A 12352-nucleotide genomic window follows, 5' to 3' on the forward strand; every position below is an offset into this window, starting at 1 on the left:
TTCAGCGGCAGCTTACGATTTCTTTGTAAGCTGCCGTTTTTTTGTGCGCATTATAGCCAAACGGCCAGTTTCGCAAGGCGGATTATCTACTTATGTAATAGCTGCAACATTTGGAGATTTTCCGTAAATTAGGTTGCCCACATATCATTTCTAAACCCGGCACCGTTTCTATCTTATGATCAAGTTAAGACACCTGGCTTTTGCCTTTGCCCTCTCAGTGGCGGCAGCCTTGCCAACACTGGCGCAGGATGTGAAGGTGATAAAGTACGAAGACCTCGAGAAGCTGCGCCAGCTCCCCCACGACACGCTTTATGTCGTTAACTTCTGGGCTACCTGGTGCGGCCCCTGCATAAAAGAGCTCCATTACTTTGAGGCAGCCAACCGGCAGTACAAAAACCAGCCGGTAAAAGTGATCCTGGTGAGCATGGATGCCGTGCAGGACCTGGAGAAGCGCGTAAACACCTTCGCCAAAAAGCGCAAGCTACAGTCGGAGCTGCTGCTGCTCGACGAGCCGGACGGCAATACGTTTATTGACAAGGTGGACCCGAAGTGGACTGGCGCGATTCCGGCCACCATCCTGTTCAACAACAAGCGCAACACCTACTACTTCCTGGAAGGGGAAATGAAGCAGGAGCAGCTGCAGCAACTAATACAGGAATATAAACCAAAACCATAACGTCTATGAAAAGAGTCAGAATACCGTTTGCTTATGCCATGTGCCTGCTTTTGGTGGGCCTCCTGCTCGCTGCCATTCCTGCTGCCGACCCTGGCTACCAGGTTGGCGACACTGCCCGGGACTTCAAACTGAAAAACGTAGACGGCAAGATGGTTTCGATGGCCGACTACAAAGACGCCAAAGGCTTTATCGTGACCTTTACCTGCAACACCTGCCCCTACTCCGTGGCCTACGAAGACCGCCTGATCGAGCTCCACAACAAGTTTGCTCCCAAAGGCTATCCGCTCATAGCCATTAACCCCAACGACTCCAAGGCCTCGCCGAAAGACTCTTTCGCCGATATGCAGAAACGTGCCAAAGAAAAGAAATTCCCGTTCCCCTACCTGCAGGACGAGACACAGGACATCACCAGAGCCTACGGCGCCTCCCGCACCCCGCACATTTATGTGGTGCAGAAGCAGCAGGACGGTACCTACAAAGTAGCCTATATCGGAGCCGTAGACGACAACTCACGTGAGCCGGACAAAGTACAGAAGAAATATGCCGAAGAGGCCATAGAGGCCTTAGTGGCAGGCAAAAATATCAGCCAGCCCAACACAAAGGCCATAGGCTGCACCATTAAATGGCGCGAAGCTTAGTTTTAGGACACAAGTATCAGGATACAGGGCACAAGATTTTTCAGAAGTCTTGTGCCCTGTGCCTTTTTATGTCTCCCGTTTATCTGCTGGTAGTGGCAGCTCCGTAGGCTTTAGGGCAAAGGCTGCTTTTTGGGTGGGCGATAGGTGCTGCATGTGTTTCATGCCGGCAATACGAGCCTCTACCTCAAATTTGTTATTGTAGTACCCCACCCGCAACGACTCCACCAGGTACAGCCACAGAAAGCGCAGGTACCCATGCTGCCGGAACTGCTCCACGTGGCACAGCTCATGCGCCACCCAGCCTTCGTCCTTCAGAAAAATCTCTTTGCTCACACCACTCAGGTGCACCGTTTTGCCGAGCACCATGGCCACGTTCCTGCTCTTCAGCACCAGCCGGGCTATACGGGCAAACGGTGAGTTCTCCATCACTTTTATTTCCATACACACTTTCTATAAAAGGTTATAAACTGCCTTTTCTTGGGGCCCGTATTCATCTCCCGGTATTTATCGATTTGTTAAATATGCCAGCCTGAAAAAGCCCTATCTCCCACAAAATCGCTTTTAAGTTTGGAACTTCTAAATTTGAGACCTATTTTCACAGCCTGTAAAGATGCGATAACATCAAAAACGTTATAAGCTGGCCTGAATTTATAGCTACTCCGGGCCTGCTTACTGTAAGAAACTGGTGAACCTGTTAGCCCGAAACCAGGCAGGGAACAAGCTAAACCCACATGATAAAAAGTATTGTACTGAGCATACTGGCCATCGCCTCGCTCACACTTTCGTACTTCTACGAAATATCACAGGGAGCCAGCGAACCTGCACCTGCCGTATCCGAAGCTGCCGCTTTCCTGCTCCCTCCGCCTTACGAGCCAGCTCCTGCCGTACCCGAAGCGCCATCTCCAAAAGACTCTCTTTTTTACGAACAATACTCTAAAAAGCTGGGCATGCGCCTCGACTACAGCGAAGACAAGGAACTGCTCAAAACCGTTACAAAATGGATCGGCACGCCTTACCGCTACGGTAGCAGCAGCAGAAGAGGGACCGATTGCTCCGGCTTCGTAACCAGCATTTACCGCGAGGTGTATGGCATAGACCTTAGCCGCAGCTCCCACTCCATGTTCGGAGATGTGGAGCGCATCAGAAAAGACAGCATCCAGACCGGCGACCTGGTTTTCTTCCGCCGGGGCCCTCAGCAACCCATTTACCACGTAGGCATTTACCTGAAGGGAAATAAATTTATACACGCCGCCACCAACGGGGGCGTTATGATCAGCTCGCTCAAAGAGCCCTATTACCGCAACCATTACTTTGCCGCCGGCCGCGTAAATTAGGGCTTCGCCGAATTAAAAATCAGAAATTATCCTGGCGCAAGTGTTTTTGCTCCTGCATACAATTCTACAGCCTCTGGCTGATTTGAAACTCCTACGCAGCCTCCTAGGTCTTCTTACAATAAAGTTGGAGGAGCATTACTCCCGACACCTCTGTAGTTTATTTCAGGGAGCCCCGCTGCACTTGCCACAGCGGGGCTCCCTGTTGCGCCGGGGCCCGAACATTTTCGGGGGGAGCCAGTATAGATAAGGGAGCAGCAAAGGCATGAGAATAGCCGCACAAAGGCAGCCCGTTTAAAAGCACGCAAAACTTCCTGCAACTGAGCCAGCTGACTATTTTCTTGTTCATCATATATGCCTACTTTTGATATTGAAATAGTAACCACACCCCTTAAGCATTAGCACGTACAATACAAAATGGAGAATCAGCAACAAGAAGGTAAAAAAGTAGCACAAAGCCCTATTTTTAAAAATATACTGAAAAAGGCTGAACAGTTTTTACAGCACCCGATGCAGGTGACCAAGCTTCTGGCCGACAGCCTGAAGAAAGCCGCCACCAAGAAGAACATAGGCACGCTGGCCACGGAGGCCTGGGAGAACCTGCAGGTGCTCTCACGCATGATCAAAGCCGCCATGGCAGGCGAGTACAAAGGCATTCCGACCTCCACGCTGGTAGGTGGCATAGCTGTTTTTATTTATTTCCTGACGCCGATAGACCTTATACCCGATGTGATTCCGGTAATCGGCCTGCTCGACGATGCCACGCTGCTGGCCTGGTTTATGACAAGCATTAAATCGGAGCTGGACCGCTTTAACGAATGGGAAGCCACTAAACCTGCTCCGGCACAGGAACAGTTGGCGGCCGCCACTGCCAGCCTGGAGCATAACGCCGACAGCTCGTTCGGCACCCCGAAGTACAGCGACCAGCCTGCCGGCACAGTGCAGGTAGATGACAAAAAAGATTATTAACGTAGACCAAACACGCTTATGGATGCAAACAAGAAAGCCAGACCGCATGAAAAAGGCTCCATGAAGAAGGATAAACAAACCGGGGAGCAGAAAGCTGAAGAAGAAACAATTCCACACCACACATCGCAAGGGCACTCTACCGGCGCCAAAGGCTCAGCCACCAACAGCGCTGAGCCTACACTCCGCTCCGCCACCACCGACAGTTCGCGTGTTCCCAAAAACAGCAACGACGACCTGCCCGAAGGTGGCAACATAAGATAAATTATCTCTTTTCAGCAGGAAAGGCTGCCTACGGCAGCCTTTCCTGCATTTGCTCCTTTCTTCTGAAAACACCCCTTATTAAAGCCAGATTCAGCTATAATAAATTATTGCTAGGCTAAAATATAGTACAATTCAAATACAGATAAATACATTTTTCTGGATAAAAGCGTTGGTAATGATGGCGTTTTAAGAAAATATTTATTTATATTTGGCTTACTGTTTTTGGACTTTAACTTTTTAGCCATCGTGTCCTCTTCATTTTTACGTTTATCATCCGTTAACCTCCACATTGACGGCATTGGAAAAGTGCTGATCGAAAGGAGTGATAAGGCTAAGCGCCTTACCATTAGTGTCAGGCCTTTAAAAGGCATCCGTGTTGCCGTGCCCCCACACGTGAGCTTCGAAAAGGCCGAGCAACTCATTTACACCAAAACCGACTGGATAAAGGAGCACCAGGCGCTGATGCAGAAGCATGAGGCGAAAGTAACGGTATACGAACATAACAGCGAATTCAGGACCCGATCGCATACCCTGCGCCTGCTCACGCACGCCCAGTACACCATGCGCTGTGTCATCGACAAAGAGTACATCAACGTATTTTACCCGGCCCACAAAGATGTGCGCGACGCAGATGTGCAGAAGTTTATCCGCAAGTCTATAGAGGAAGCTTATCGGAAGGAAGCCAAGCAGTACCTGCCGGAGCGTGTGGCCTACTTTGCCAAAAAGTTTGGGTTTGAGTACCAGAACGTGTTCATCAAAAATGCGAAGTCGCGGTGGGGCAGCTGCTCTTTCACCAACAACATTAACCTGAACCTGCACCTCATGCGCCTGCCCGACTCCCTCTGCGATTATGTGATCCTGCACGAGCTGGCGCACACCGTAGAAAAAAACCACGGCCCCGGCTTCTGGTCGCTCCTCGACAGCATCTGCGGCAACGCCAGGTCGCTCGACAAAAAACTGAAGGCATACCGCATTACCATTTACTAAGCGCCTTTCTATAGATTCAACCATTACTCTTTTAAATGTTATAGTCCGGGCGCTCTATGCAGGAGCAACAAAAACCGTTGCGCAAGCGCAGCGGCCAGGCGCATGCATGGCCGCTCAGGAGCAGCAGAAGTCCATAGAGGTCAGTTTTTATTAGAATAATTCAGGGGTACGGGCACTTTCTTCGTCACAAGCTGCCTGCAACGCATGCTTGCATCTGCCCAGCATCCTGTCGATCTTACCATCCTGCGGCTCCTGATGCTCAAAAACCCTGAAGCATACCGGAAGGGAAAAACGGCTAGCAGCAGCAACAGCAGAAACCTCAGGAGGGCCATTCTGATTAGAATAATCCGGTTTAAGCCGTTATCCAAAAAGCCCCTAAAACCAAAGCAGCACGAGATCTCTCTCGTGCTGCTTTGGTTTTAGGGTGAAGTTCTTTTGTTAATCTACCTTCTGGATGGTGTGAGTAGTGAGGTAGTTGATAAAATCTCCCACTGTATCGATCGGCACTTCGTCGGGGATGGTGATGTGAAAATTTTTCTCGAGTTCCAGTATAATATCTACCACATCTATCGGATCGAAACCAAAATCCTGCGAAAGATTTGCCTTAGCCCGCACTCTGGCCGGCCGGATATGCTTGGTTTTGCTAATTATCTTAACAACCTCTTTCTCTATCATCTTATCTGATGTCAGCATAAATTTAAATCGTATAGTCCTTTACTTTTCCATTTACAGGCATGTCCTGCCTTAATTTGAGCGCAACAGCTCTTTTCTTTTTCCCTATAATCCTGTCCTTCAGTTTCTCATTCAGCAGGTACATCACCGGCACAATTACCAGTGTCACGATGGTTGCAAAGCTTAACCCGAAGATAATGGTCCAGGCCAGCGGCCCCCAGAAGGCGGCACTGCTGCCTCCCATAAAAAAGTTGGGTTCAAAGGCCGTGAACAGCGTGAAAAAGTTCAGATTAATTCCTAACGCAAGCGGTATAAGCCCTAGTATAGTGGCAGTGGCCGTGAGCAGCACCGGGTTCAGACGGGTTTTGCCTGCCTCCACAATGGCCTCCTTCAGCTCCATGCCTTCTGCCAGGAGTGCTTCTATGAACTCCACAATTAAAATGCCATTTTTTACCACTATCCCGGCCAGGGCTACAATTCCTACTCCTGTCATGACAATAGAGGCATCCATGCCAAAAATAGAGAACCCCAGCAGCACCCCTATAATGCTGAAGAGCACTTCTGAGAGTATGATGAATGGCTTGGATATGGAGTTGAACTGCGTTACCAGAATCAGGAAGATGATACAGAAGGCGGCTACCAGCGCCACCATCAGGAACTGGCCTGTCTCCTGCTGCTCTTCCTGCTGGCCTCCCATGCGCACCTCGTACCCCTCCGGAGTCTGGAAGTTAGCCAGCGACTGTTCTATCTGCTGCACAATCTCGTTGGCGTTGTAGCCATCCAGCACGTTAGACTCCAGGGTGACCATGCGCTTCAGGTCTTTGCGCTTAATGCCGCCATAGGTGTTGGAATACTCGATACTGGCCACCGACGACAGCGGAATCTGCCGCACTTGCCCGGAGTTCATGTCGCGGTACGTGATGAGCATGCCCAGCAAGGCATCGATGTTCTTGCGGTAAGGCTCAGCGTAGCGCACCTGAATGGGGTATTCGTCTTCGTCGAGCTTAAACTTGGAAGCCTCCTTCCCGAAGATGGCTGTCCGCACCTCGGAGCCAACCTGGCCGGTGCTGATGCCTTCGCGGTTAGCACGCTCCCGGTCTATGTTGATGATAATTTCCGGCTTGCTGTCTTCCAGGTCAGACTTCAGCCCTTCTATGCCAGGTATCTGTTGCTGGCTTATGTAATTCTCCACATTCCTGGACAGGGTAATAAGTTCAGGGAATTCCTCTCCTGATATCTCGATGCTGATCGGCTTACCCACCGGAGGGCCATTCTGCTCCTGGTCTACCGTAATTTCTGTGCCGGGAATTCCCTTCACGGCCTCGCGTATCTCGTTCAGGTAAGCACCGGAGGTTTTGTCGCCAACCCGGTCCTGGTACTCCACAAATGCCACCGTTACTTTGCCCTTATGCGATTGAGCGGTGGTGCTGCGGTCGTTCTGGTCGCCGGCGCCGATGGCCACGTTAGAAATAACAGACTCTACATCGGGGTTATTCTCTCCTATCACTTTATAGATGCGCTTTTCCACCACCTTGGTTACCGAGTCGGTTACCACCTGATCTGTACCGACCGGCAGCTGTATGTAGGTGTACACAAAATTCGGGTCGCTTTCGGGGAAGAACACGACTTTAGGGGAACGCAGACTTATGGCAACGATCGAGAGCACCAGCAAGGCCATTATGCCCACAAATACGCCTATCGGCCTGTACCCTAGCAGCGTCCAGCGCAGTAACCGCTCATAACCGGCCATAAACCGAGGCAGCACCCTGTTTTGGAAACCATTGATCATGCGCGTAAACACGTACTTGTTCAGGAGCACGAGCAGCACGAGCAGCACAATCAGGTTGGCGGTACCATACCAGCCCGTGCTATAGCCCAGCACAGCCACGGCCAGCGCAGCCACCGCACCATACAAAAACTTTTTACGTGCTCCCGGCGAAACCTCCTTGCCGTGTTCTTTCTTCATGAATGTTACCGCAAATACCGGGTTCATGATAAAGGCAACCAGCAACGACGATAATAAGGTAATGATAAGCGTAATAGGCAGGAAGAACATGAACTTGCCCACAATGCCCGGCCAGAACGCCAGCGGCAGGAAGGGCGCCACCGTAGTTAGCGTTCCTGCCAGAACAGGCACAAATACCTCACCGGCTGCCTTTTTGGCTGCCTCTAAAATGCCAATGTTAGACTGATGAAAAATGCGGTGCGTGTTTTCTATAACCACAATGGCATCGTCTACCACAATGCCAAGTGCCAGCAGGAACGAGAACAGCACGATCATGTTCAGCGAAAAACCCAGCGTAGGCATAATAATAAAGGCCAGGAACATAGACAGCGGCACCGACAGGCCCACAAAAATAGCGTTGGTCGCACCCATAAAAAACATGAGTACAAGTGTTACCAATACAAACCCGATAATAATGGTATTGATCAGATCGTTAAGCGTGTGCCTGGTCATGGTAGCCTGCTCGCCGGTTATGGTCACCTTCAGGTCGTTTGGCAGCACCGAACCCTGCATCTCATCCAGCAGGTCCGAAATCTTGTCAGAAGCTTCGATCAGGTTTTCGCCGCTTCTTTTGATCACGTTCAGCGTAATTACCGGGGAGTTGTCGAGGCGGGCATAGCTTTCCTGCTCCTCAAAGCCTTCTTTTACCTCCGCGATATCTTTAAGCTGAATATTGGCGCCGGGCACCGATTTCACATATATATCCCCTATTTTGTCGGGATCTGTATACTGCCCCACTACCCTCACCGAGCGCTTCATCTCTCCTACCGCCACACTGCCACCTGAAATGGTCATGTTCTCGTAGGCGATGGCATTAGCTATGTCGTTAAAGGTGACTTTGGCCGTCTGCATTTTGTACATGTCCACGTTTACCTGCACCTCCTTATCGAGCGCTCCCACCATGTCTACGCGGGTAATCTCAGGCAGGCCCTCTATCCGGTCCTGCACGTCTTCGGCATATTTTTTCAGCCTGTCCAGGCTATAGTTGCCCGACACGTTTACCGACATGATCGGGAACTCGGAGAAGTTGATCTCCTGCACCGTCGGGTCCTGGTCCAGGTCGCTGGGCAGGTCGGTGCGGGCTTTGTCTACGGCGTCTTTTACCAGCTGTTTGGCCTCCACTACCTCCACATCGGTGTTAAACTCCACCGTAATCATGGAGAAGTCCTGCAGCGAGTTAGAGGTTACTTTCTTTACGCCCGAAATAGACTTTATCTGTTTTTCGATAGGCCGCGTCACCAGGTTCTCCATATCCGTAGGCGAGGTGCCCGGATGGATCGTGCCTACAAAAACAGTAGGGATCACAATATCGGGGAAGTTCTCTTTCTGCAGGTTTATATAAGAAAATATACCTGCAATAGAGATAATAACAGTGATGATATAGATACTGGTCCTGTTATCGATAGACCAGTTGGTTGGCTTAAACTGTTTCATAGTTTTGGGCTTATGGGGGTTATAGGGCGGCGCTGCTAACCTGGCTGAAAACTACTGGTTGCCCCTCGTTCAGGTTCTGGTAACCGGCGGTGATAAGCTGGTCATTAGCGGCAAGTCCAGACAGCACCTCTACACGGCCACTGTAGGTTACGCCGGTTGTTACCTCTTGCCGGAAAGCCACATAGCCGTTGCCCTCTTTTTTAGCGACATATACATATTGCGCCTTCTCATCTTTCTGCAAAAGGTTTACAGGTACCACAATAGCGCCTTTTTTCACATAATCCTGTATGCGCACCAGGGCTACCAGGTTTGGCCGGAGTGTTATGTCTTTCGTGTCCTTCAGCCGGAGCTCAATTTTAAAACTTCGGTTGGTTGGGTTAATGAACTGGCTCACTACGTCTACGGTGGCTTTTACCTCCTTCTGAAGATCAGGGAAACTCACCACAGCTTCGGCGCCTTTGTTTATTTTAGAAAGGTAAGCCTCCGATACTTCGGCCACTACCTTGCCCCCGGTGGTGTTCACTACCCGGATAATGCCCATGCCCGGGGCCACAGCTTCGCCGGTGTTGGGCACCACATCGTCGACTACGCCCGCAATCGGCGATTTTACATTATAGTGGTCGCGCTGCTGCTCTATGGAGGAGAGGTTGCGCTGGAGCGCCTCGTAGTTGTTTTTGGCCGTGAGGAACTGCATCTCGGTGCCGATCTTCTGATCCCAGAGGTTCTTCTGTTTTTCGTAGGCGATGCGGGCCAGATCGAGGCGTGTGCGCACTTCTGCCAGGTTCTGGTCGAGCACGGTGGCGTCTATGGTAGCCATGGTCTGGCCTTTCGCCACCCGGTCGCCACGCTGCACCCGTATGCTGGTTAAAACGCCGCCTGCTTTAGGGCTCACCATTACGTTCTGCGTAAAGTCGACAGTGCCGTGCACTTCCAGGTAATGGCGGAAGGTGTCCTGCTGGATAGTGGCCACCGACACCGGGATGGTCTTCTTCTCCGGTTCTCCGCCTTTCCCTTCTGCCTTCAGCTCGGCCTCCAGGGCAGCAATCTTAGCCTGTATTTCGTTCTGCTCCTGCTTCAGCGCCGCCAGTTGGGTTTCTTTGTCATTCTGGCAGGCTGTGGTGCTCATCAGAACCGTTATGACTATTATTCCTAGTATTCTTTTCATGGTTGGTTGAGGTTTTTCATAAGTCTTATTTTGCTAACAGGGTACCGGTGGCTTTGTCGAGGTTTACTTTGGCAATCAGGGCGTCGTACATGGCGGCGTAGTAGTTGGTTTGGGCCTCCCGCAGGTCTGTTTCAGCAGTAACTACCTCCAGATTTGAGCCTACACCTTCTTGAAATTTTATTTTGGCGACACGCGCTATTTCTTCTGCCAGTTCCATATTCTCTTTGCGAGATTTCAGCACATCTATTGAATTGATTATTTCGGTAGAGGCTTGTGTCAGTTGCAGATCTATGCTTTGGCGAAGTTCCTCAAAACCGAGCTCCGTGTTATCGAGGGTGATTTTGGCCTGCTGAATCTGGTAGCTTTTGCGAAGGCCATCGAAAATAGGTACCTGCAGTTGCACCCCTACATATCCGAAATCGAACCAGTTGCGGTTGGTCACATTGTTATGACCAGCCCGAATGTTCATTACATCAGAGAAAGTTTGCCCAAAACCTGCATAACCATAGCGTGCATTCAGATTTAGCTTTGGCAGGTAACCCGATCTTATATTGCGTAAATCGAGATGAGCTAACTGACGTTGTGTTTCCAGAATAGAATATTCGATGCGACCTCCATAATTAAAATCATCTCTGCTGATCTTATTCAGCTCCACTTCTACTTCTTCCAACTGATCAGTTAACTCCAACTCCTCTTGTTGAAGCATGCCCATCTGGAACTTTAGTAAAGACAGGCTAAGATCTAACAACCTTTCTGTCCTTTGCTTCTCCACATTTAGATTGTTGAAAGAAACACGCAGCCTGTCCACATCCAACTTCTCCGCAACACCATTTTTATACATTATGTCAGTTTGTTTTAGCAGGGTATCCAGTCGTACCAGGTTCTGGTTCAGCAGCTCCATGCGGGAACGGTTCACCAGCACGCTGTAATAAGCTTTGGAAACCTGGTCTGCTATTTCAATTTCGCTCTGAATCGTGCTTTTTCTGGACAGTTCGGTATAAGTACTGGCAGCTTTCAAACCAATGAGGTAAGAGCCATCAAACAGCAGTTGGCTGCCACTTACAGTTAGACTTCCGGTGTAAGGTTGCACAAATGAAATAATCTGCAAGGGTTGATTCGGCCTTTGTTCTGCTGCAGCATATGTTGGGGTCAACCTTATATCCTGACCTGAAGCAATATCGCCCTGAGAAATAACAAAAGGCTGTAGCTCCATTTGAGGCCCAAAACCACTTGGATCTAAAGCCGTTTTTTGCTGAATAAAGTTATTACCTACTTCTGCCGAAGCATTTACCTGTGGCAAGCCAATTGCTCTGATCTCACCAACCTTAGCTTTTGCTATCCGCTCCTCGTTGCGCGTTGCCTTTAAGCTTGCTTTACTTTTCAGCGCAAATTCAATGCTTTGCTGGAGACTGAAAGAATATGGTGTACCTTGCGAGCTTACCTGCATGGCACCCGCTACTGAAGTTAACAGAATCAGTAACAGTAAGATTATTTTTTTCATTGTTTATGGGCTAGGTAAAATGGGAAGTCTGCTTATTCGTCTTCTTTGATATGCTTGTATTCATTGATCAGCTTGTGGCCCTTGAGCGTGGCGATACCAAGCATGTAGAGTTCCAGGGTTTCCTGCTGCACCTGCTGCAGGTTAAACTCGTGTTGTGGGAAAACGTGCGGGTCGAAAGGAAGCTCCACCATGTTCATCCGGAGGCGGGCTACAATCTCTATGTCCAGGTCTTTCCGGAACAGGCCCTCTGCTATGCCCTGGCGCAGGTTCTGCTTTATGCTGCCGAGCATAAAACTGCACTTGTGGTCTTGCCAGAGTTTCCAGGCGCTGGGGTGATATTTGCGCAGGTCGTGAAAGACGGCAGGCCGGATGCTCACAAAAAGCTGCCGCACCGTTTGCATGATATTAAAAAGCTGCGCCACCGCATTTTCCGAATTGCTCAGGCAGCACTCGCTGTCGTGCCCCATTTTATCCAGAAACCCTTTTACCGCAGCATACACAACCTCATCTTTGTTGCTGTACCACTTGTAAATCGTTTTCTTCGACATGGCCAGATGCTGTGCAATATCGTCCATCGACACGCCCTTGATACCCTGCTCACAAAAAAGCTCAAAGGCCGCCGTCGCGATTTTTACCTGAATTTCTGAATTCAACTGAAGTGATCCTGCTTGCTGTTCCACGGGTTAAAACTAAGGAAACATTTTTAGTTTCCA

The 12352-nt window shown here is 49.9% G+C and carries 12 protein-coding genes; 6 read left to right on the forward strand and 6 right to left on the reverse strand.

Going from position 1 to position 12352, the window contains the following annotated elements:
- Positions 1–175 precede the first annotated feature (175 nt).
- Both FJM74_RS17890 and FJM74_RS17895 read left to right on the forward strand, forming a co-directional pair.
- The gene (locus tag FJM74_RS17890; RefSeq protein ID WP_187264012.1) at positions 176–676 is read left to right on the forward strand and encodes a TlpA family protein disulfide reductase; all 501 of its coding nucleotides are present in this window, start codon (positions 176–178) and stop codon (positions 674–676) included.
- Between the two features lie 5 nt (positions 677–681).
- Positions 682–1314: a thioredoxin family protein gene (locus FJM74_RS17895; RefSeq protein ID WP_187264013.1), complete on the forward strand. Its 633-nt coding sequence runs from the start codon at positions 682–684 to the stop codon at positions 1312–1314.
- Positions 1315–1380: 66 nt separating this feature from the next.
- Here FJM74_RS17895 and FJM74_RS17900 read toward each other — a convergent pair whose 3' ends face one another.
- Entirely contained in the window at positions 1381–1755 is a 375-nt protein-coding gene (locus FJM74_RS17900) for a hypothetical protein (protein ID WP_187264014.1), read from the reverse strand.
- Between the two features lie 290 nt (positions 1756–2045).
- Here FJM74_RS17900 and FJM74_RS17905 point away from each other — a divergent pair, with 290 nt between their 5' ends.
- From FJM74_RS17905 to FJM74_RS17920, 4 genes are all read left to right on the forward strand, one after another.
- Positions 2046–2648, forward strand: a complete 603-nt coding sequence (locus tag FJM74_RS17905) for a C40 family peptidase (protein WP_187264015.1) — start codon at positions 2046–2048, stop codon at positions 2646–2648.
- A 414-nt stretch (positions 2649–3062) separates the two neighbouring features.
- A complete protein-coding gene (locus FJM74_RS17910; RefSeq protein ID WP_187264016.1) occupies positions 3063–3614 on the forward strand; it encodes a YkvA family protein in 552 nt (183 codons plus the stop codon).
- 18 nt (positions 3615–3632) lie between these two features.
- On the forward strand, positions 3633–3875 hold the full coding sequence (locus FJM74_RS17915; protein WP_187264017.1) for a hypothetical protein: 243 nt from the start codon (positions 3633–3635) through the stop codon (positions 3873–3875).
- A 246-nt stretch (positions 3876–4121) separates the two neighbouring features.
- The gene (locus tag FJM74_RS17920; protein ID WP_187264018.1) at positions 4122–4862 is read left to right on the forward strand and encodes a M48 family metallopeptidase; all 741 of its coding nucleotides are present in this window, start codon (positions 4122–4124) and stop codon (positions 4860–4862) included.
- Positions 4863–5300: 438 nt separating this feature from the next.
- Here FJM74_RS17920 and FJM74_RS17925 read toward each other — a convergent pair whose 3' ends face one another.
- Genes FJM74_RS17925 through FJM74_RS17945 form a run of 5 tightly spaced genes read right to left on the reverse strand, consistent with a single transcriptional unit; the run spans position 5301 to position 12319 of the window.
- Positions 5301–5555, reverse strand: coding sequence for an acyl carrier protein (locus FJM74_RS17925; RefSeq protein WP_187264019.1), 255 nt, complete (start codon positions 5553–5555; stop codon positions 5301–5303).
- Between the two features lie 4 nt (positions 5556–5559).
- Entirely contained in the window at positions 5560–8973 is a 3414-nt protein-coding gene (locus tag FJM74_RS17930; protein WP_187264020.1) for an efflux RND transporter permease subunit, read from the reverse strand.
- A 19-nt stretch (positions 8974–8992) separates the two neighbouring features.
- Positions 8993–10138, reverse strand: a complete 1146-nt coding sequence (locus tag FJM74_RS17935; protein WP_187264021.1) for an efflux RND transporter periplasmic adaptor subunit — start codon at positions 10136–10138, stop codon at positions 8993–8995.
- Between the two features lie 25 nt (positions 10139–10163).
- Complete coding sequence (locus FJM74_RS17940) at positions 10164–11639, reverse strand: TolC family protein (protein WP_187264022.1); 1476 nt, start codon at positions 11637–11639, stop codon at positions 10164–10166.
- Between the two features lie 32 nt (positions 11640–11671).
- Positions 11672–12319, reverse strand: coding sequence for a TetR/AcrR family transcriptional regulator (locus FJM74_RS17945; RefSeq protein WP_187264023.1), 648 nt, complete (start codon positions 12317–12319; stop codon positions 11672–11674).
- Between the last annotated feature and the right edge of the window lie 33 nt (positions 12320–12352).

This window comes from Pontibacter beigongshangensis (genome assembly GCF_014332515.1).
Lineage (GTDB): Bacteria > Bacteroidota > Bacteroidia > Cytophagales > Hymenobacteraceae > Pontibacter > Pontibacter beigongshangensis.